Below are 23,464 nucleotides of genomic sequence, written 5' to 3'. Positions count from 1 at the left end.
TAATTTAATTCTACTTTTTCTTTTTAACTAGTATGTCTCATAATTTTAAAATAGTAAACAATCTTAGATACTCCTCCCATTTTGCTTTATCTATTTCCTTTAGTTCTGAAGCGATAAGGTTTGATTTTACTTCAAAATCTTTGAAACGTACAAATACTCTTGATTTAAACAATTCGTTAGCTTCAGTTCTATCAGATTGCATATACGCGTTTGGCCCCGGATTCGTTAACATACTTTGATCAATCATCTCATTCACATCCAATAACTTTAATACAGAACTTTCATTAAAAATATATTTATTAAAACTATCTTGTTGTACTGCAAAAAAGTGACCTATTTCTGAATTTAATTCTAAACTACTGCTATTTGCTAAAAACCATAATAATCGTTCAATCGAATTTTTAGCGACAATTAAACCTTTGTTTAGTTTTTGTGACATTGGAAAACTGTTTAAAGATTGAATCGCTTTTCTATAGCGTAAAGGATCAACATATAAATTATCTGTATTTATTTTGTCTTCATCTGTTTCAAACAAAATAACATCGGACCAACTAAGAGACCATGGAACTATATTTGGTGTTTCTGAAATAGCATTTCTAATTGTAATATCTTCATAAAAACGCATGTGCTTTTCTGAAGCATGATATGTATAGCCATCTAAATAAATAGCAACTTCTTTAAAAGCTAATAAGGTGTCTACATCTGTTATAACCTCATCATTTTTAATAATTTGAATACACTTTATTAAAAAATCCGTTCTTGTATTTACTGTAACACCATCTTTTTCCCCTAAATTTATTTGTGGTCTAATTGCATAAGTTATACTACCGTTTAAAATTGGCAAGGATAAACGATAGGTTTGAATTCCATTTTCTTTTACCTCTTCAAAAACTAGGTTTTTATCACTATGCTTTTCTGTATACTTTCTTAAAGCATGGATAAATTTTAATTCCAACTCACTTTCCTCAATCATTCCAGTTTTTGTTAAAGAAGAAATACCTTGATTGATAGGCTCCCAATCTTTGGATTGTTCAACAATTCTTCGAAAGATATCTTCAGCATTTTCTCTACTTAAATCTGCTCTATTGTATTGGTTTGAATATGTTAAAATACATCTATAACAGCCATCTTTTCCATGGTCTTTACACGTACATTCTTTTATGGCTTTATAGGCTTCATTTAATAATATTGTAAATTCATTTGGATCAAATAATTTCTGCAAATATCCTGTACCTCCTGGAATGGTATCGTATAGTATTAAGTATCTATCAAATCTTTGTGTAGCCTCGTTGAACTCTGAATAAAAATCAAATGCCACATGATCAGGGTTCCCTTTATAATATTTCTTTAACCCTAATTGTAAACCTGCTTTAAACATTTGTTGTGTTGCCTCATTTAAAAACTCTTGAACAGGCAATAAAATTTTAATGGCTTCTGTGTTGATATTTCTGAATAAAAAAACTTCTTCAAAGATGTCATTTGGAACATTGTTATACTCTTCTTCTCTATGTTTACAAAATCCGTAATGGAATTTTTTATCTTGACTATTTAAAACTAAATTCGGTTTAGAAGTTGATTTACCACAATGCTTACAGGTTACAAAACCATGTCTTGCAACATTTTCATTCTGATTTATCGTTAAATGACTTGCATTTAAAGTACCTGACCCTAAATTTATTTTTGTTAATTTAACTTCTTTTACAAATTCAATTCCAAATGGTATTTTAACCATACCCCAAGTTCCTGCTATTGTATTTGGATTAAATTTAAAATGTATTGAAACTGTGTAATGTGTTTGTTCTCTTTCATCTTTTGCATCTTTAAGGGTAGATTTTGTTCTTGAATTTACTGATTTTACAGTTTGTAATTTTGCAAATTTGTGCGTATTTGAAGCAGAATTCCAAGATTCATGGCCACATTTAGGACACATTCCTTTTTCTGCTTTTAAGGCATCCTCTATGTGATCACAGTTTCCACAAAACCTCATCGTTACTAAACTCGATTTTTCCCCACTCCAGTCATAGGTATTTAAACCAGAAATCTCTAATCTATTCCCCTGGCTATAGAAAAAATTATCTGGAGCAAATTCTTTTAAAGCTGACGCCGAAGAACGTACAATTTCAAATGATTTATTTTCAGGTTCTTGCTCTGCTCCTTCAGGTTTAAAACCATAGACGTGTGCATTTAAAGTAACCCCAGTTTCTGGAAAGGCATAATTGGGTAACACCCCAACATTTGTAAGATGCTCTATGACTTGCCTCAATTCTACAGACTTTTTTAATTGCCAAAGTGCTTTTTTCTCTCTTGTTAATTCTTTATGTTCTTCATCATTTGCACCCAATTCTTTTTCTTTGATATATTTATCAATATCATTTACTTTTTGAATGATAAAAAAGAATTCATTTTTTAAATTTTCAAAAACCCTTAATAATTTTTGTTGAAAAACACCTTGTTGCAATGTTATTTTGACATCATCAATAATAGACATATCAATTTGACCTTCATACATTTTTCTAAAGGCTGCTATTAGTTCTTTTTGATTATCTAACACAAAAGCTAATAACTGATTTATAAAGAACCCATTACTACTTATCTTACCCGTTTCCAGTAAACCTAATTGTTTAATTAAACCCGGTATTTGATGTCTTTCAGGATCTTCTTTTGTCCAACTATCAAAACAATAGGCTGTAAAATGTCTAAACAAAATATCTTTCGCATTTAAGAAACAACCAGGTGTATTGATATCCCCTTCCATCATTTCTTTAGGCTCTTCATAGTAAAACAAATCATGTGCTTTGTTTTGAGCAAAATTTGTTATTAATGCTGTTCCTGAAGAACGTCCTGCACGCCCTATTCTTTGTAGGAAATTAGATGGTAATGGTGGAATACTTGTGTTGGTTGCTGCATTTAGTGAACCTACATCAATACCCATTTCTAAAGTAGACGTAGCAACTAAGGTATTTAATGAATTGTATTGAGGTCTTTCTTTAAAATCATATTCTGTTTGCTCTCTAACTTTTCTATCCAAAACACCCGTATGCTCTGAAGCGTATATTCTTGGAGAATTTTCTCTATTGTAAATGAGGTTATAATAGTTGAATTCTATTTTTTCTGCTTTTACATATTTACCGGGGCACCTATAATTTATACATGCTGTACCTTCTGTTAGGGTATCATTTTTAGCAACGTTTAAAGTAGAGGTACACTCATTACAACTATAGCTAGCAACCTTATTACTTATTATAATTTCTTTGGGATCAATTGCAAAGTTCTCTCCATCTTTTGCTGTTTCACTATTTAGAATTTCTACTTGTTCTAATACTAAAAAAAATTCTTTATAAAACTCATTAATAATGGCATTATTATCTGGTGCAAATTGAAACGATTTTTTAAAATACGCGTGAAACCAATTTGTTGTTTTTGCAAAGGTGCTATCAATAATCCCTCTGCTATCAGGGTAATTCACCACTAGTTTAGGAAATCTTGCTCTTTGATGAAATCGTTTATTTAAATAATGCCTTTTATTATATGTCCAATTTAACTCAATTACTTTAAGATTCTTTTGCCTAAAGTTCGCCAAATAATCATGATCTACTGCACCGCGAATTCGTATACGGTGTAAACAACCATTTATAAATTTCACAAAATCTCCTTGTTCTATGTGCTCTAACATATTTTCATTTAACCATGATTTCATTTTAGAAAATACATCTTCTAACTTTTCATGATTAAAACTTGGAGCTGAAGAACTCGTTTTTTCTAAAGTTCTACCAATACCTGCACTGTACCCAAATTCTGAAATAATTTCCCAAAATACCCGAGTATCAAATTCCTTTTCAAAGGTTTTAGAAAATGAATTGGTTGATAAATTTCTAAAATCTTCTACTCTTGCTTCACCAATTCTATCTGCTGGAAAAAATCTATAGAAATAAGCTTCTAAATGTTTTTTTTCTGTTGGATCTGCATGCGTTTTCCAATACTTTATAAAAGCATTCTTTACTGTGATTAAATCTACAGGCTCATTAATTTCATTAATTACCTTTTGTAAAGAAGCTCTAAAGGTAAATCTGTAATTTCTAGACTCAATAAAACCTGCCTGATGTGCTGCATCTTGTACCCCATTTGTGAATGCTAAAACTTTTCGATATCTCTCTTCACGCTCATCTAAATTAGACGCTAGAATTTGACTTGTTGTAATCGAATTTAAAGTTGCAATACGAGTACCAATAATACTCATATCGTTATTCGCATTACATTCAGGACAAGTATGTACCGCTTTATTTTCTTTTACTTTACGATATGCTAATAGATTAATACTGCGTTCTCCTGGATCATTCCCAAATTTTAAATATACCTGATGTGCATAGGTTGTTAGTGCTGCTGTAGGTTCATATTCTTCTATTTTGTAATGCTTTGCATTGTTGTAATTTACAAAATAGATGTTTTTATGATTGCTAAAATATTGTTCGTATACTTCTAATGGATCTAATTCAAACTGATTTCTGTTGTCTTGCTTATTGGCTAACCAACCACTTGCACCACATTCTCTACAAAAATAGGGTGGTAATGCTGCAGCCTCTCCTTTTCCTCCAATTTTATCTCGCCAAGTAAATTTTGGTTCTTCAGAGAATACTCTTAATACACCACTTAACTCACGAATCCATATTTGAATTTGCAAGAATAAAAAAGGGAAACGTTCTTTTTCATCCGCTTTTGCCTCTGCTATTAATGCTAAAATAGATGTAATGACTTCTTCTTTTGGATTATATCCATACTCGTCATCATAATCTAGAATCGCATTGAAATTTGCATTTATTTTATTTAATCTTTGAATTAACTGATTTATAGATACAATTCCTTCACTACAAAGGGTACTGATATCCTTTACTATTTTTAACTTCTTTAATTCACCCGCTAATTTATACGCTGATATAGATTCTGGAATTTGCCATAATTTTTTCTGTCTATTAATATAATCATGATACTCTTCATCTAATTTTAGTCTGCTTTGTTGTATACCTAATACTCTTGGTAAAAAAGTATCCAATTTATCACCTGGAATGGTATAAAATTCTTCGGAAGATAAACGATGCTCTACAATAACAGATTCTGGTGGAAAGTTTTCACCAAAAACATCTGAAGCATATTTGGTTAATAGCTTTACAGAATCTGAGCCCTTACCAATAGTTGCTGATGTACCTACAGGACATAAATAATTTTCTGAAATTGCTAATTTTAATTTTAATCTGCGAATTAGATTCGCAACATCAGTACCTTGTGCACCATCATAGGTATGTAATTCATCCAACACTAAAAAACGTAACAATTCAGGATTTTCAAAATTATGAGACCATAGTTTGTTATAACTATGACGCATTAACCCATAATCTAACATCTTGAAGTTGGTTAATAGTATGTCTGGAGGATTGTTTATAATTTCCTCTCTATTTTCAATCACATGGGTTTCACCCATTTTGGTTGGAAACTTATTTTTATTTTTCCCTTCCCCAATAAATAAACCTGCTGTAACTTTCCCTTTTAGTTTATCATCCTCATAAATGGCTTCTGCCAGACGTTTTGCTTGATCTGTAGCTAAGGCATTCATTGGATATAAAATGATGACTTTTATTCCTCTTTCCTGTCTATGTTTATAGCAATAATCTAAAATTGGAAACAAGAACGATTCTGTCTTACCTGAACCTGTACCAGTAGTTAATAAGGTTGGTTCTGGTTTATTCCCATTTTTAGTATGCAATCGTTTAAACGCTTCAAACTGATGTTTATATGGTGGGAAACTAGGTTTTATTTCTAATGGTAACTCCTCCTCATCTGTATAAGTAACAAAAGGTAATTTTAACGACACATAAGGCCCTTTAAAAATACCGTCTTTTGGATGTTGAATAAAATTATAAAAAGCTTCAGAAACTGGTTTTTCTTTAAAGCTGAACGTTGCTTTTAAATACTCTAATATGGATTGCTTTACTTCGTAAGCTTGTTGTAGTGGTAGCATAATTAATCTCTATTTTCAACCTTAAAGTAAACTTTATAGTTATTATTCTTAACAGTGTATTTTTTATTTATTTCAAAAGTTTCCCCTTCATTAAACTTAAAAAAATCTTTAATAAAATGAATCTTTTTTCCAATTACCAATGCCATTACATATTTTTCCTTGTGCTTTAGTCCACACTTTTTTTCATTCTCTGAGATAAAAAAACTGTTATCTGTAGCTATTGCTTTTACTTCTAAAAACTTTTCTTCATTATTTTCATTTACATATCTAATATCATACCCTAAACTATCATCTCTTATTGGCTCATCAGAATTACCTGAAACCCATGCGACATCATTATAACCCAAAGCTTTCAATTTATCTCTGACTAATTTTTCTGCTGCCTTTCCTTTTATTCTTTTACTTTTTTCGTGACCTTGACTATGAGCTCCTCCACCATTCCCTTTATTAACTCCATCTGTATTTTCAACAAAATCAACAGAAGAAATATGTGATTCTAAAATTTCCACATCATCTAATTCTTTTATCTGAGGTTTACTAGCAGGAGCTTCTTCTTCTTGTTTTGGAAAAAGGATATTTTTAAGTTCATCTATTTCATCCCATTCGAAATATAGTAAGCTTTTTAAATCATCTTCAATATCAACAATTTTTGTATTTGATATCTTTGAAACATTCTTATTGTAAATATTCTGAATATCTATAAGAATATCAGTATGATAATTTGTTTTTATATGGTTTAAAAATAAATTTAAGTATTCTATCTCTAATTTATTTTTTGATTCTTCTTTAATAATTTTTATCAGTTCAGATTGAATCTGTTTCTTTAATTTTATAATTTTAATATTGAATTTTTTCTTCTCTTCTACAGAACTTTTATGTAAGTTACTCCAAACAAATTTTGTTATTTTTTCTTGATTAGAGTTGAAGTTTATTAATTCAGAAATTTTTCTTGAGTGAAAATCCACTAATCCTTTTACAACACTTTTATTCTCTAGTAATTCTAAATAAGTAACCTTCTCATTATTTATTAATTTAATTATTAAACTATAAGCCTCTTTACTAGAAAAGACCTCAAAAGAAATTCTAAAATAATCTTCTGGTAATTTAAACTCTAAAGTCTTTTTGACTATTTTTTTAAGTTGATTAAAATCGGCAATATACTCAGGTAATATTTTATTATTTTGTTTGAATATAAACGCCCAAAATTCTAATTCAATGCTAGAAACTCCCAATAATAATTTGGCTTTATTTAACAATTCTTCACCTTCTTTGGTCTTAATAACATATTCAGTTTCTCTGACATTATCTTTAAATATAGCTCTAAACCTATCATGATGTTCTTTTACTTTATATTGTGTATTCAGAACCTCTGCAACCGTATCACAAAAAACTAAATCATTCATTAAACCTTCTACAGAATGACTTGTATTGTTTCTAATATAGAAAGTATCACCAATTTTGATGAAGAAATTTTCTTCTAGTGTAAACTTTTCATCCGCATTGAAATGATACCAGCATTTATTAACCAACTTGATATCGATATTCTTAGTAAGGTTTATAGCCTCATTTTTAGTATTCTCAACTTTAATAGCCTCTAAACGATAGAATAAAAAATATGGTTTTAATTTATTAATTCTCTCATTAAATGCTTTATTTAGATCAGATATCTCAAGATCATCCTTATCAATCTCGATATTTTTAATAACATCTTGAATTAAATTAACACCAAAATATTTTTTTACATTTTGTTCTCCTAACCTTTTTGAAAGTGCAAGAATGTTGTAATTATCTAAAATATCCTGAGGTACTAAATTATTATCTGAATAATAAATTTGAGAGACAGGTAAAAGTTCAAATTCACTTTCTTTCTTACCTCCTTTACGAGCAAAACATTTGAATCCAGTAAAATCAAAATTATTTTCAGATTTACTAATTTCATTATTTTTTGTACAGTATTCTAAAAATCGTTTATAAAAAGTAGCGCTTCCTCTACCTTGAGGAAACATATCTTCTTGATTTTCAAATAAAGCATAAAATTGATCGATTGAAATATCGTCTAGAGATTTTATTGCCCCTAATTTTTCTAATAAACCTTTGATTTCATTTAAAGAAATATCATAATTCTTGAAAATCTCATCTTTATAGTTTACTGTTTTAAAAAGTTGCTCGACTCCTATTTCATCTTCTACAATATACTTCGAAAAATCTACAGTTTTTTTAATTTGATATTCTATAAATGAAGGAAATCCATATAGATCTTTAGGATATCCTGACCCATATTTATATTTATAACTATCTTCATGATGATCAGATAATTTCTTTTTTAAAACTTCTTCTTTTGTTATTAATACAAGTAACTTTTCAATAGTTAATTTTGCTAAAAGAGATTCTTTAACAATTCTAGTACCTTTATAGTAGTGATACGTTTTTTTTAAATCTGGTCTGCTTTTAAATACTAGCTCTTGATATTCTATTGGAGGTGTAACTTCTTTAGCTTCTTTTTGAAGTTTTATATATTTATTTACACCTAACCATGTAAAAAAGGAATGAATTTCTAACTCACTTTCAAAATCTAAACCCCAATAATCATTACCAATTATATAATTATCGTTATTATAAATACCTTTAAATATAAATTCAGTTAATTGACCTCCATAGTATTCATCACCAAAAAATAATTCATCACTATTTACAAGTTTTTTGTTTCTATTATAAAGAGGAATGCTAAATGGTAATTTACCTCTTCTATCAGAATTTTTAATAAAAATTAAGTGTAACGAACTAACAAAATTTTTGATAATAACCTCAGTCTCTTCAACTTCGTTATTAATCTTTTTTCGTGCTTCATTAACCATATATCTTATTACATGAATAATATCGTTAGAACCAATGTTTACGACCTTATCAATGACTCTTTTTATAGGTCTGGAAACATCTTCATTTTCTTTTTCAACTAGCTTAATTTCTTCCTTTAATTCAATCTCTAATAAATCGAATATTTCTGGAAGTATAAATGAAATCCCTTCTACATTTTTTACAATATCTAAATATGATTCATCCTCTTCTTGCCTAATCGTAAACAACTGGTCTGTAGTTGGTAAGTTTGTTTTCCTATCTATTAACAACGGTAATCTTACATTGCTTTCATGTAAGTTTTTAAAATTGTCGCTTATTAAAAACTTAATAAACTTAACTCGCTCTTTTAAATCTGTTAATTTTGGATTTAAATTCTCAACTATCTCTAAAAGCTCTTCTGGAGTATATTTGTTATAATTAGATAGATTAAAATCATCAATATTATCCTTATCTGTGATAGGTCTTATTAATTTTGGAAAAAAATCACCAAAGTTATTTTCTAAAACCCAGATTAACAGTTCATTATTATATTGATAAACCTCCTTTCTAGGGTAATACTTATTATCTAAACCTGGATAAATTGCAGCATTATATTTTGATATATCTATGATTTCATAAAAATCTTCTAAAACCTCATTATCACTTTTTTGAGTTTTATCTAAAAACTGATACGATAACCAATTTGAAGGAAATGCAGTAAGTTTTGTAACTGCTAATTCCCCTAATTTTTCTGCAATTTCATGTAATACAAATTTGTTTTCTGCTGATGGATTTATTTCTTTTCTTGAAGCATTTAGATCGAATGTAGCATGAATTAAACATGGCAAATGTGTTTTAACATTTGTTGGAAAATAGGTATAGAAAACGCCATCTTTATCTTCTAAATTATCTTGCCAAGCAATTTGGTAACTGTACATTTTCGTTTCATCATATTTACACTCACCAGAATTGTAAATGTTCCAAACTTTATGATTAACCTGTATTTTATTTTCGCTTGGTCTACTTTTATTAAAAGCCTTAGGTTCTTCTTTATTTTTAAGAATTGTAATATTCTTGGTATATTTTAGAAACAATAATGTTTCTTCTTGTATCGCATCTAACTGTTTTAGTATACTTTTTTCTTCATTCGTTTTATAATGTAGTTTTACCGTTGTTATCCAACCATCTTTTTCAGTAACCTCATCAATGTCAGGAATTGCCAATACAGCAAATGGTATTTCACCCTCCTCTAAATTTTTATCCTTTTGGACAAGATTTCTTAAATCTTCACTATTATTAAAAATAGTTCTGTATTTCTTATGCGCAAATGAATCGGAAAATTTTAAATTAACTTCTTCTGTAAGCACCTCTACTTGAGTTACCCAGTTCAAGATAGAACGAAACCCTAAACCTTTATTCCCTATGTATTCTTTTTTATTTTTAGGGCTCATATTTGCTAACATAAGCGACTTTACACCATCTAAAGAAAATGGAATTCCATTGTTAGAAAGCGTCAATATTTTTGTATCTGTATTGATTTCTATATTGATTACATCTGTTTGGGCATCATCCGCATTTTGAAGTAATTCTAGAATTTGCCTACCATTATAATCTGCAGTATATTGTTTTTCTGAACGATAATCTGCAATAATTCTTGAAGCATCTGCATCGTAAACTGCAAATGTTTTATTTACTAATTTCTTTACATTTTTTAATGTTAACGTATTTTTCTCTTCAATAAATATTGTTGTTTCTTTTTCTAGCATTCTTTTTCTTTTTGACTTCTACTTCTCCTCTTTAAAAACCTCCTCAAAATGCGCCCAAGCCACCTTATAATCTTCTACACGATCACATTTATCAAAAGGAGCGTGGTAGGTGACTACTTTACCTTTGTATAACTCACTTTTTGCTATGGTATGCTCGTAAGTTTCTCCTACTTTTAGGTCTTTAATGGTTTTCCAAACTGGTGTATCTACACCAACGCCTGTTAATCCTCTACTTACCGTATAAACTATATTACCAGTGGTATCATAATACGTATCGTCTTCGTTTTGCTGTAGTACAGGAAATTGCACATTGTATATTAAAATTAACTCCTCTAAAGTTAACCCTAAAGCCATAGCCGTAATTATATCTATTTCTACCAAAGCTTGTCTGCGCTCAAACCAATTGCGTAAAGGTATTGCCCATTGCCATTCTTGGGTTAACGTACTAAATGGTTTTAAGCGAGAATCTTGTTTACTCCAATTATCTTCTTTGAAAAGATCAATAAAGTTGCTTTCCCATAAATCAGAATAATTGTCATTTAAAGAATTTAAGAGAAGTGTACGCAAGCTTAATTGAGGAACAAATTGTTTGTTAATTCCAAGCAATAATTTTCTTAATGAACCTGAATAAAATCCACCTTTCCCAATTATTTTGACATAAAAATCTATTACAATTGAGCTAGAAATAGCCGATAATTCTAAAAGTTTCTTTTCATCTTTAAATGTTATAGAAGTTACTGTATTAATATGATAAGTGTGAGGTGGAAAAAGCGCTGGTTGTATTGTTCTCTCTCCAGTGATGCTCAACATTTGGCTAAATACTAATCTATATTTTTCATCTTCAATATAGTTGAAATTGTTATCTGGACTAAAGTTTACATTACTAATATAATCTTCTTCAATATCAATAAGGCTTATAACATCATAATCTGAATTTAATTTTGAAATTTCTCTAGGCGATTTATATAAAGGATTACCAACGAAAAAATGTGGACCTCCAATTATTAGCTCGCTTTTAGTTATATCTGGTCTATTTGATATTTTAAGCCTTTTAATTTTATTCTCATTTTGAGCATTAGTTTCATGATAACCTTCATCAATAATATTTTGGTAATCTTCAACTTTAGTTTTAAGAGATGATAACTTTTCAATTATTTTGATAATTGATTGTGTATGCAGGTTTACCAATTTTGAACTTTCATAATCATTAGAATTTTCAAAAAAGTTAGATAATAATTTTAGTTCAGCGCTTTTAATTCTAACAATTCTATCTTTATGAGGTTGGATATTCCAAACCATCTTTCCCTTAGTTTCATCTTTAATTTTAAAACCACCAGCCATACCAGAACCATTGTGCACAAAGCAGCCATCAATTGTGAAAGGATGAAACAAATTATTGATTGATAGAAAATCAATTTCATTTCTACTACCTGAATATATATGCGCTCCATAAAAATTATGATGGTCAATTTCAGCGAATAACATTAGCTCATTCTTAAATTGGAAATGATATTTTAATCTCTTGTAAATTTCCTTTCTTAACGGTTTACCATTAGGGTCGTCATAAACACTTTCTGGATGTAGTAATCCTAAAAACCCATTTTCTGAAATTAAAGAAAAGCTGTTTTCAATTACACATTTATACAAATTGGTTTGTTGACCTATTAAAAGGGGATAGTTTTGAAATCCATTCATAAAAGTTGCAGAAGAATCAGTCCCAATATATTCTTTAAAATAAGCTTCTTTTTGTAAGACGTTTTGCAAATATGAAATCTGAAGTTCTCTAGCTTTTGTAGCAGAAACTTTTCTTATAAATAGTTCTGGAAATTTTTCGCTCATTAAGCTTTTTTCCTCAAATGTAATCTTTAACCAAGGTGGATTCCCAACAGCTACATCAAAACCCCCACGTTCTTTAAACACCTCAATAAATTCTAATTGGTTATGAAAAAACTTATATTGGTCTGCTAGTTGGTTTACAATTTTACTGCGCTCATTTTTAAATAATGAGTCTGGGTTGCTTTGTAAGGCTTCTTCTAATTTTTTAAGTGCTGCAACTTTATCTTTTCTATAACTTTTAAGTGTGTATTGGGTATTGGGCTCTTCAAATAAACTGGCTTGTTTTAAAGTAGGTTTTGGTAAAAGTTCTTCCTCTACTTCTTTTTCAACGTCTTCTAATAAACTTAAATCTATGTTTATAATTTTTTCAATATCGTCATACCATTGTTGGCGTGTTGGTAGCTCTTTAGCATCGCGCATGTCCCAAAACCATAAGGCACACCAATAGTCCATAATGAGTTTTAACTTGTAATAAGGTGCGTTGGTATTGTTACGTTGTGCTGCTAGTTGCTCTTTTTCGTCATAAGAACGTAATCCTAATTGGCCTTGTTCTTCATCTTCATAAGCGCCAAAAAAACCTCCTTTGGTTTTGGTTTGTGCATTTATGGATGCTTGAAATTTGTAATGTTCTTCTAATAAAACATCTACCGCTTTCGAGAGTTTTTGTAAACGTTGGTATTCATCGCCATTTATGGGCGCGCAAAAATTACTTTTCCAGGTACTTACATATTTCGCTTCGTCTTCAAACTCGTTTTTTAAGAGTTTAATTTTAGCAGATGGTACCATATTTTTATCAGGTAATAAAAAATGGTAGATTTCATCTTTCCTGCGTTGTATGCCTTCATTGGGTTTAAAATGTAGGTGCTTTGGTGCTTTGTCCCACCATTCTTTTTTAATCGGTTTTTCTCGTTGTTTTTTAGTACCTACTTTAGAAAACTCTACACTAAACGCTCTCTTATGATACACTTTTAACCAAGCACCCACCACTGCATTTCCCACTCCTAAACGATACCCAAAAAACGGTGTTTCCATATCTTTATGGATAACGTTTAGCCATAAGGATAGTTTCCCCAGCTCTATTGCTGTTGGGTTTAAATCGACACCATAGGTATTGTTGGTAGCGATATATGCTTTTACTTTTTGCAGTTCTTCACGAAACTTTTCAGGTGAAATTTTTTGTTTGAGTTCTTTTTGGCGATAACTTAAATAGGCTTCTGCCAATTGGTTGATGAGTTCGTTATGAAACGCAGCTGCACCCATGGCAGGTTCTAGCAACTTGAGTTCTAATAACTCTAGTGCTTTCATTTCACCAGATTCTACTTTTTCTAAAATAGATTTCAGTGTGTATTTTACGGTACATTGTGTGAGTACCTCTGGCGTATAGTAGGAAGCCGATTTTTGACGATCACGACCACTTAAACGATATACAAATTGCCCTTTTGGAATGATGACTTCTTTACCCTCTTTATTTTTTAAAACCTCAGCATCGTCAAAATCGTTACGTCGTTTTCGCGGTACTAATAAAGTACCTTCTTTGGGTTTGTTTTTTGGATGGACTTCTATATAATCTTGTTCTGCATAAAAACCTCTAAATGCTAGTAAGCTTTCGTATACAGAACCCAATTGGTTGATGCCTAAATTGGCATAAGAAATACGACCACGTGCTTTTCCTTTTTGTTTTCGCGAAAGCGATAATTGACAAATGACATCTTGCCACACATAGTTTCTAAATTTTACACCTTGTAATTGGTTGAGTTTATCATCATCAAATAAAGGTGAATCTATATGACGAATTCTAAAACTTTTGTTACTTCCATTTTCATTTTCACGATAGCCAGCACTCATCAATTGGAATAATTGGTGTAAAGATTCGTGAAAGAAATACCCATTGGCAGCATGATCTGTTTGTAAGGGCGTTTGTTCTAAATCGCGTAACATTTCTAAGGAATATCCTTTTTGATAGACACTATCCGAAATGGGTAAAATATCTAAATCAGCTCTTGACTCTGCATAAAACACGAATAACAAACGATAAACTATACTTAAACAATCGTCTTTTACCTGGGCTTCAAAATTATCATCGGTTTCATCAAACTCCTGTGAAAGTATTTTCTTTCTATAGTAAATTGCTTCATTAGCCAAAGCTTCTACTGCATGAATGATTCCCTCTTTTAAATCTTTGGTAACCTCGTACGCACTTTTATGGCTGTCTTCTTCTAGTTGATCCATCAGCACCATATCACTCTCTGGAGATAACATCTCTTTAGATAATAATAAGTAGAATAAGGAATAATATGCACGAGTGATTGTAGCTTCTGAAAAGAATTCTTCTAAATCGAAATATAGATACGAACCTCTAAACCATTTTTCGACATCAATTAAAAAAACCACATTACCCGCCAACAACAAAATGTATTGTGGACGTTCTTTTTGGTCTAACAAGCATAGTTGAGAAATTGCCTTGTTAATAATAACAGGTGAAATTTTAAACTCGTCTTTTACCTTAAAAATTCTACTCCAAGATGACCTATGGTATTTTTGTTCTTTAATTAATTTAATTTCATCATCTTCAATATTGTAACGTTGCTCAAACAATCCATCTGGTTCTTCATCACCTTCTTTGATTAATGGCTGCATTTCCATAATCATCATATGGAGCTTCTCTCCACGATACAATTTGTGACGCACAGGTAATACTTCTGTTTCACTAAAATGGAATGGATCGTTGTATTGGTGATGATCACCATCAAAACCTAATGCATTTAGAACGTGTGTGTGAAATTGATGCGTTTCGTAAATTTTATCTTTTGTACGTAAACGCCCTTCTATAATAGATTGTTTGTACTTAAAATACTTATCTTTTATAGGGCTAATTCTTTTTTGAAGTTCTCTTTGATCTTCTGCACTGTATCCAGATTTGGCATGGACTTTTTTAACGAAGTCTTCATCGAAATAATTGGTCGCAAAAAAATCGCCTATATTATCTATAAATTTAATCATACCTATGCGTTAAAAAATACTGCCATTACTTTGATATATGCTTCCTGATCTGCTAAACTCATTACGTTTTTTAAATACTGACTTGAGTCTGCTGTAATTGAATTAATCTCTTCGAGTTCCTTTTCCTTTTTGTTTTTCATAAAGTTAGTATCGGCCGTATTTTCAAACTTTACTTCTAATTGTTCTAAAGATGCTTCCTGCCATTTCATTACCTTTTCTTCTTGCTTTACCATTTCTTCAAACATCTTCGATGAAAGCTTTCCTTGTAAGGTTTGCATGTGTTTGTGTTGCGCAAAATCTATAGCTATTGGTAATTTTTTATGTAATGCTGCTAACTCTTCTGCTGTAATATGTTCGTTAAATAATTCTTCTTTCAATTTATAAGTTTCTAAAAACTCTAAAATTGGCATCGATTTTATCACCTTTTCTTCTGAAACTCCTACCACGAAAAAGTCTGAGACCACAGGTTGTCCTAGATTATTTGAAATTTGCCCTTGTAGCACATACCAAGCACTATTTTCAGGTAACTTTGTACTTAATTTAGCTGCTAACGCCTCGTTTTTTGGCACACTAGCCTCTAACTTGGTCATGTAATATTTAATTGCTGGATGCAAATCGAACAAGACTTGAAACTCTGCCCATTCATCTGTTTTCTTACGAGCATTTTCTATAGATTGTTGAACTAAATCCTTATTGGTAGTTAGTTTAAAAAACTCGTTAATTTTTGGTTTCGATTCAGAAGGTAAATCGTATAAAATTTTATTCAATTCTTTTGTATTGTTCAATTCTAAAAACTCATCTTCCTCGTATAAGGAAAAGTCTTTTGAGTTCAATAGGTTTTCACCATTTAACTGATTGAAAAGCGCTTTGTAATACGTGAAATCGTTATTAAATATGGTTAGTTGTTCTTCAAAAGGATTATCTGTGATAATTGATGCTGTACTGTCATCTTCTGTAATAAAAGCTGCACCGTAGTCGAAAGTTTCTAGCTCCTCTAGAAAGTCTTCATTTTTAGTTTCAATAGCTTTTATTACTTTACTTTCTTCCTCTTTTGCATTATACAATTGCATGATAGAGCCAATATCTCCCAATGTTTTATGCTTTTCTTCTTCTTTTTTAGTCAGATTGTTAATGATGTGTAAATCTGTTCTAATGGCTTCATCCTCTGTTTTACCTACCAAGTAATAGATGTAAGGTATCTTTTTTTGTCCATAACGATCTATACGTCCGTTTCTTTGCTCTAACGTGATTAACGACCAAGGAATATCGTAATTAAACATTCTATTACAATAGTAATGTAAATTTACCCCTTGTGAGCCAGCATCTGAACATAATAAGATCCTAACCTTACTATCTTCTTTACCAAAATCTTCTATGATATGTTGTTGTTCTACATCTGTATCTGAACCACTAAAGGATTGAATTACTTCTGGTTTTAAACCAAAATCTCTTATTAAGTTTTCTTTTAAATATTCAAGAGTTGCAATACGTTCTGCAAAAACTACATATCGATCATCTTTTTTCTTACCAGACCAACCTAACTCCATTAAGGTTTTTTTGAACTTTTTGTATTTGCTATCTTGTTTTGATTTCAAAATATCCTCTAAATACACCCTTAACTCATTCAAGACTTCTAAACTATCTTCAAAATTGGTTGACTGCCCCCCTATCTCTTTTACTTTTTCAATTCTATTGTTGATAGACTTTAAGGCTGCAAATGGAGAAGACATAAACGATTTGAATATCATTATAGAGAATAACAAATCGTCTTTTGATTTCTTACTTTTTAATGCCTGTAAACCTTGAATTTTTAAGGTTTGCTGGTAACGTAAAAAGGCTAACTCCTCTGAAGACAACCCTGTTTCTAACCTAATAATTTCACGATCTTGAAAATTGGCTCTTACTGCGTCTTCTGTAATATCATTTTTAAAACGTCTAACATAATATGGTTTTACATCATCGTTTGTATAATTACCGCTTTTAGGAATAGCAGTAGGCTCAATCATATTAATTAAATTGGCAAAACTCTCTTTTTTACCATTGTGAGGTGTAGCTGATGTTAAAATTAACGATTCACACTGTTTTGCTAAAAACTGCGCTAAATCTCCTCGTTGACTTTGGTTGTTTGCTACTGTATGACATTCATCAATTACTATGATATCCCATCTAGATTTTTCTATATAATGCCTAAATTTTGCATTGTTTTTTAAGGTATCTATTGAAACAATTGTTTTGTCGTAATAATCGAATGGGTTTTTGTTTGCGGGAAGTTGGGTTTTTATTTTAGCAATTCCTTCGCTATCTAATCTTACCAATGGAATGGCAAAACGATTCCATAATTCTTGTTGAAATTGGCCCAAAATTGACTTTAATGCCAATACCATAATTCGCTTTCCTTTTCCTCTTTTCATCATTTCAGTGATGAAAATTCCAACTTCAATTGTTTTCCCTAAACCAACACCATCTGCAATTAATAAACGAGGTCTTGGTAATTGTAAAGCTGTTAACGTTGGTGTTAATTGATATTCAGCAACATTAAAAGCAGCTTTTGTAGCAATGGTTATTTTATCAGAATAAATTGTAGAATTTCTAAGATGGGTTTCTATATATAATTTTGATTTCCTATATCCAGCTTCATTATCTGCAATAAAAATAGTATCATTAGGATTTACTGCCTTGATTTGATTATCAATTTTAGTATCAAAAGCAAAACGCATTCCTTTAACTAATTCACTGATTCCTTCTACATCTAATAACTGGCTACCATCTGAATTATTTATAATATTTGTAATTAAAAAATCTTCTCCTCTTGTTGAAATCCTTTGCCCAATAGTAATTGGTTTTTCTTGCATTCTTTTTGGTTAATGGTTGATTTATTTAGTCTTAGCACAATGAAAACTATATTTCATTTCTAAAAATAAATACATGATAATTTTAGCAATTTTTACTTAAAATTACAAGTAAAGATGAAAGGTAATAAAACTGCTCTAAATTAACAAAAAGAACTAAAAGAACTTAAATTTTATTATTTGCGTTTGTCTAAGGTATTATTTGGAAAAGCTATTAAATTAAATGACTCTCTTAATCGGCTTCTTATTCTGTTACCATAACATTTTTCTAGTTCTGAGGCTGATAGGTTTGTAGTGAGATGGGTTTTTGTTCTTCGACTGCGCTCAGGGTGACTGAAAGCATCATAACGACTCAGTAAAATTTCTCCCATTACATTGCATTCGTTTCCGTAATATTTTAGATTGCTTTCGGTTCCTAGATCGTCAAAACAAATGATGCCTGCTTTTTTTTGATGTAATCTTGGTTTGCTGTATTTGTGTATTACATCGTAACCTTCTTTTATGAATTCGAAACTTACTTCTCTACATGATTTTACATAGTACTTCTGATCTTTTGGAACTAAGAATTTTAATAATGTCATTAATGTGGTTTTTCCACATCCTATAGGTCCTGATAGTAGGATTCCTTTTTCTAAATTGATATTACATCTTTTTACCATTTTTTGGTCTTGTAAAGCGTAGGCTATCAGTTTGTAAATAATAGTTTTGTCTTCTTCGTAGATTTTGAAATGATTCCCAAATAGTTGTTTTCCTTTGGATTCTAACCAGTTTGTGGTGTTTTGGTAGTTTATCATTTTTGATTAATTTTCTTTTGTTTTATTCTAATACTTTTTCCATTGATGAAAAAGTATTCAAAAAATCTAGGCTGCATATATTTTTAATTATTTCTCATTCTTTTTTGCATTGATCAAAAAAGAAACAAAAAAATCTAGTCTTGAATTTTCAGCGGTCTTCTAGGTTCTCAATTACTAAATTAAATGAACTCGCTTTGCTCAAACAGCATTTCATTTTACGTAATTTTCAAACAGAAGACTACTCGCTTGCAAATTCTATGACGTTTGAGATTGTGACTTTTTTATGAGATTCATTTTTCCCAATGACACTCTAATTATGAGATTTCTCGTCGTTCATTCTTCTCTCTGTCGAAATGACAACCTACAAAGGTTCTGAGTAATCTTTATCAATTGCTGTGTTTAGGTTTTTGGGTTGAATTAATGTTTTTGAGTTGTTATTATTTTTATTGTATTTTAGACTATTGAGCATCCAGTTTTTTGCTGCAGCTTTCCAATTTTTCATTGGGGTCTTGCCTCCTACTAACCATCCATTACTGGAAAAGTAATTGTAAAATTTGTTGGCTTCGATTTCTGGAAAGTTTTGTTCCTGGAAATATTTTATGACTTCATCAACTTTAGGAATTTTATTTGAGATCTCTCGACCTTGCTCGAGATGACATTCGTTATTTTTATTTTTTTGGCGCAACTTTTTTTGTTTTGAAACCTCTTCTAAATTTTCTAAATCAGAATTTTGTGATTGCTCTTCTTCTTTTAATTTATTTATATTGTTTGTACTATTTGTATTGTTTATATAAGATACTTCTGCTTGTTCATTAGTTGGTGGGTTACTTGTCTGCTGCTTGTCTTTTACTTGTTTATTATATGATTTCTTTTTAGGTTTTAAGTTTTCAGAAAAATTAAACATAAAAACCACACTCCCTTTATAGGGATTGTAGGATGGTTCGTATCTTAAATAGCCTAATGCATGTAAATTTTTTAAGCATTTATGATAGGTGGCCTTTGAGCTGATTTTACTTATACGCATTACTTCGTCTCTAGAAATACTGATTGGATTTCTGAATCGGTTGCAGTTCCAGAATTGAAACAAAGTAATGTACAAACTGATATTTGTTGGATTTAAGGTATGATCGTTGATGACTTTATCAAAGAAACCTGTTAGGTGTTTTATGTAATTCATGTTACTCATTTGTATTTCTGTTTACTTTGTTTTGTTCCATTACTTTTAAAATTTCTTCATAAGAGTAAAAGATAATTCCGCCTATTTTGGTATAGGTTAAGGTGCCATTGATGCGTAAGTTTTGTAATGTTCCTGGAGAAATTCTTAACAAAGCTTTTACTTCTGAAGACTTTAACCATTTTTTAGGCTGTTCTTCTTTACTGGTTGTTTTCAATTCACCAACTAACAAGTTGAGTGCATTTAATAAGTCTAACCTTGTTACTTGTTGATGTTTTAATAGGTCTAAATTTTCGGTTTCTGGGAATAGTTTTTTAAGATGTAAATACATATTGATTTGTTTTAAATTAGAATAAATTGTTCTACTACAAATCAACTGCAATTGGGTTATTTCTATTCACAAGGTATTCGTAAGGTGGGTGTGATTTTTTACTAAAAGGTTGTAAACGACTATTATTGTTGAAGATCTATTTTAATATGGATGTCTATTGAATTCTAATCCATATAGAACGGCTGGAAAAGTATCCTTTTTATATCGAAAACCACAGTTGTCCCAAGATGGGTTTTATAGATCTTCTTCGTTTAACTTTTGGTTGAGGTTGTCTGCTAATTTATTTAAGAATTTAGTTCTAACGGTTTTGCGAGATTTGATGTCTTGATAAATTCTGTAAATATTATCTTCTAATTCAATGTTAAAAACCTTACCTAAATGTGTTGCTAATTCTTTTACCTCTGTATTTCCGTTATTAATGAGTCCAGCATGTTTTAGAGCATAGATTAATTCGACTAAATCAATTTTTGAACCAGACCAAGTATAGTTTATTGGATCTCTAAAATTCGCTGCACCACTTTTATGATTTATTTCATCAATTTTACGTTCTAAATAATTTACTAGCATATCTGAGCCTATTAAGATCGCTACTTGATATTCATGAGATGTGGATATTTTAGAATCGAAAAACAACTGCATTGGATCGTCTCTTAAAATATCTTTATACGGTCTTCTTACAAAATATTTATGGTCATTATATGTTGCTCTTGACCTGTAATACTCGTAAAAATCAGGGTTTTCTCTGGTTACTTCTGTCAACTTATTTATGGCTTTGATATAGTGTTTCCTTTTTGCTTTTTTACCAGGAGGTAACCTAGATTCAATCTTTAAAACATTTTGATAAAACAGTATTTTAGAAATTAAGGAAGGTTTTAATTCTTTAAAGAAATAAATCTCGTTTTTTTCACATTCAAAAGAATAATTCTTCAACCATTTGTTGAGTAGCTTTAGCTTCTTTTCTAAAAAATAAATAATTTTTTGGCACCCAACAATCGTGTTGGATTCGGAACTTTTGAGTAATACAAAGTCCCGCTCCAATTCTTGAAAGAATGGTGTGCAAAATGAATTCATAGCAAATAAATGAGTTATTTTGAGGACTACCAAAATACTCCATTTTGTATAAATTCTATGAATTGATGTGCTTAAAAAGTTATTAACACCCTCTAAACTAGCTTATATCTTGATTTTTTGACAATGTATATTTATTATTTAATTTTTGCTTTAAGACCTGCATATCATGGCTTACTTTTTTATCTAACACTTTTGCATAATGCTGAGTGGTTCTTAAATTTTTATGTCCTAACATTTTGCTAACACTTTCTATGGGCACTCCATTTGAAAGCGTAACTGTAGTTGCAAATGTGTGACGTGCAATATGAAAAGTCAATTCTTTATTGATTTCACATACTACCGCAATTTCTTTTAAATAGGCATTCATTTTCTGATTGCTAAAAATAGGTAGTAATATATTGTTTGCAATACATTTTGGATGGTCCTCGTATTTATCAATGATGATCTGAGTGACTGGTAACATTGGTATTTTAGATGCTGATTCTGTTTTTTGACGATGGGTGAATATCCATTTATCTCCATCTATTCCGATACTAATATGTGTTTTGGTTAAATTCTTTACATCTATATAAGCTAACCCTGTATAACAACTGAATAAGAAAATATCTCTTACTAAAGACAAACGCTCTGATGTAAATTCTTTTTCCATTAGTTTATGAATTTCATCTTCTGTTAGATAAACGCGTTCTACTGTTCTTATTTTTGATTTGTAATTGCTAAATGGATTTCTATCCATCCAATCATTGGCCAAACAGATTTTAATAATCTTACCGAAATTCTTGATGTATTTTACTGCTGTGTTATTACTGCAATTTCTAACTGATCTTAAATAGAATTCGTAATCTGTGATTAAGGCATGGTTTATTTTTAGAATATCGATATCTGACTCCTTAAACTTCCATTCTAAAAATTTTTTGGTATGCTTTAGTGATGTTTTATATCTCTCAAGTGTTCCTGGAGCATATTCTTTTCCTACTAATTCTTCTATTCTTTTGTTATGATCTTCGAAAATTGGAATTAACATTCTACGTTTTGCTTCTTCTCCTAATATTTTACTTTTAAAGAGTTTTGCTGTAATTGGAATTTTTGCGTGGATAAATTCCATTTGAATATCAATAATCTTCGTTTTTAAAATATCAAGGTGTCTATTTATTGAACGAGCTTCATTGGAATGCCCCTTTACTTTACCTCCAGCTGAAGACCATTTTTCTGGCTGTATGAATCTACCTGTACTAAATTCCATTCGTTTTCCATTGACTGTAATGCGTGTGTAAATGGCGCATAGTCCTTTGCTGTTTACTTTTGTTTTCTTCGCATAAAAAAGAATTGCTGTTTTTGTTTTCATTTTTGGTAACCTTTTAAATTCATATTAAATGTATACTGACACCGAATACAAAAAAAGATGTACTTTTTTTGAACAGGTATTAGTCATGTTTTAATCTTGAAACCCCTGATATTAAAGGGATACAGAAAAATTCGGTGTCCATGATTTTTGTAAATTACAAGTGACACCGAATTGGTCTCGATTTTTATACGATTTAATGAATTTTATGGGTTTTGTGGAAAAGTAAAAACCCTTTAAAACATAGGTTTTAAAGGGTTTTGATGATTATTGAAAATCTATCAGCGGAGAAAGAGGGATTCGAACCCCCGGACCTGTTACAGTCAACAGTTTTCAAGACTGCCGCATTCGACCACTCTGCCATTTCTCCAAGAGTCTCATCAGGTATTTCCTGAATGCGGATGCAAATATATAAACCTTTTTTATTTTGTGAAACAAAAAAAACAAATAATTTTT

General features: G+C 30.4%; 9 protein-coding genes and 1 tRNA gene. All 10 read right to left on the bottom strand.

Annotated elements, in window-relative coordinates; translation table 11 throughout:
- Nucleotides 1-37: 37 nt before the first annotated feature.
- The 10 genes from ACJJVK_RS10100 to ACJJVK_RS10055 all read right to left on the bottom strand — a co-directional run bounded on the left by ACJJVK_RS10100 (nucleotide 38) and on the right by ACJJVK_RS10055 (nucleotide 23,378).
- Entirely contained in the window at nucleotides 38-6,010 is a 5,973-nt protein-coding gene (locus ACJJVK_RS10100) for a DEAD/DEAH box helicase (RefSeq protein WP_405565721.1), read from the bottom strand.
- Nucleotides 6,011-6,012: 2 nt separating this feature from the next.
- Nucleotides 6,013-10,611: a DUF3883 domain-containing protein gene (locus ACJJVK_RS10095; protein ID WP_405565719.1), complete on the bottom strand. Its 4,599-nt coding sequence runs from the start codon at nucleotides 10,609-10,611 to the stop codon at nucleotides 6,013-6,015.
- Nucleotides 10,612-10,629: 18 nt separating this feature from the next.
- Nucleotides 10,630-15,447, bottom strand: a complete 4,818-nt coding sequence (locus ACJJVK_RS10090; protein ID WP_405565718.1) for an Eco57I restriction-modification methylase domain-containing protein — start codon at nucleotides 15,445-15,447, stop codon at nucleotides 10,630-10,632.
- A 2-nt stretch (nucleotides 15,448-15,449) separates the two neighbouring features.
- Nucleotides 15,450-18,299: a helicase-related protein gene (locus ACJJVK_RS10085; protein WP_405565715.1), complete on the bottom strand. Its 2,850-nt coding sequence runs from the start codon at nucleotides 18,297-18,299 to the stop codon at nucleotides 15,450-15,452.
- Between the two features lie 173 nt (nucleotides 18,300-18,472).
- Nucleotides 18,473-19,090, bottom strand: a complete 618-nt coding sequence (locus ACJJVK_RS10080; RefSeq protein WP_405565713.1) for an ATPase — start codon at nucleotides 19,088-19,090, stop codon at nucleotides 18,473-18,475.
- 361 nt (nucleotides 19,091-19,451) lie between these two features.
- The gene (locus ACJJVK_RS10075; protein ID WP_405565711.1) at nucleotides 19,452-20,276 is read right to left on the bottom strand and encodes a transcriptional regulator; all 825 of its coding nucleotides are present in this window, start codon (nucleotides 20,274-20,276) and stop codon (nucleotides 19,452-19,454) included.
- On the bottom strand, nucleotides 20,269-20,595 hold the full coding sequence (locus tag ACJJVK_RS10070; RefSeq protein WP_405565708.1) for a helix-turn-helix domain-containing protein: 327 nt from the start codon (nucleotides 20,593-20,595) through the stop codon (nucleotides 20,269-20,271). Before ACJJVK_RS10070 ends, ACJJVK_RS10075 begins: the two co-directional genes overlap by 8 nt.
- A 234-nt stretch (nucleotides 20,596-20,829) precedes the next feature.
- Nucleotides 20,830-21,525: an RteC domain-containing protein gene (locus ACJJVK_RS10065; RefSeq protein WP_405565706.1), complete on the bottom strand. Its 696-nt coding sequence runs from the start codon at nucleotides 21,523-21,525 to the stop codon at nucleotides 20,830-20,832.
- Nucleotides 21,526-21,763: 238 nt separating this feature from the next.
- Complete coding sequence (locus ACJJVK_RS10060; protein WP_405565704.1) at nucleotides 21,764-23,011, bottom strand: site-specific integrase; 1,248 nt, start codon at nucleotides 23,009-23,011, stop codon at nucleotides 21,764-21,766.
- 282 nt (nucleotides 23,012-23,293) lie between these two features.
- A tRNA-Ser gene (locus tag ACJJVK_RS10055) sits at nucleotides 23,294-23,378 on the bottom strand.
- Nucleotides 23,379-23,464: the final 86 nt, after the last annotated feature.

This window comes from Polaribacter sp. Asnod6-C07 (assembly GCF_045063625.1).
GTDB lineage: Bacteria > Bacteroidota > Bacteroidia > Flavobacteriales > Flavobacteriaceae > Polaribacter > Polaribacter vadi_A.
The sequence above is the reverse complement of the archived record's forward strand: the minus strand, read 5'-3'. Positions and strand labels throughout refer to the sequence as shown.

Excerpts from the sequence above, each read along its gene's own strand:
- ACJJVK_RS10100 (WP_405565721.1), bottom strand. The coding sequence starts at position 6,010 with ATGCTACCACTACAACAAGCTTACGAAGTAAAGCAATCCATATTAGAG.
- ACJJVK_RS10095 (WP_405565719.1), bottom strand. The coding sequence starts at position 10,611 with ATGCTAGAAAAAGAAACAACAATATTTATTGAAGAGAAAAATACGTTA.
- ACJJVK_RS10090 (WP_405565718.1), bottom strand. The coding sequence starts at position 15,447 with ATGATTAAATTTATAGATAATATAGGCGATTTTTTTGCGACCAATTAT.
- ACJJVK_RS10085 (WP_405565715.1), bottom strand. The coding sequence starts at position 18,299 with ATGCAAGAAAAACCAATTACTATTGGGCAAAGGATTTCAACAAGAGGA.
- ACJJVK_RS10080 (WP_405565713.1), bottom strand. The coding sequence starts at position 19,090 with ATGATAAACTACCAAAACACCACAAACTGGTTAGAATCCAAAGGAAAA.
- ACJJVK_RS10075 (WP_405565711.1), bottom strand. The coding sequence starts at position 20,276 with ATGAGTAACATGAATTACATAAAACACCTAACAGGTTTCTTTGATAAA.
- ACJJVK_RS10070 (WP_405565708.1), bottom strand. The coding sequence starts at position 20,595 with ATGTATTTACATCTTAAAAAACTATTCCCAGAAACCGAAAATTTAGAC.
- ACJJVK_RS10060 (WP_405565704.1), bottom strand. The coding sequence starts at position 23,011 with ATGAAAACAAAAACAGCAATTCTTTTTTATGCGAAGAAAACAAAAGTA.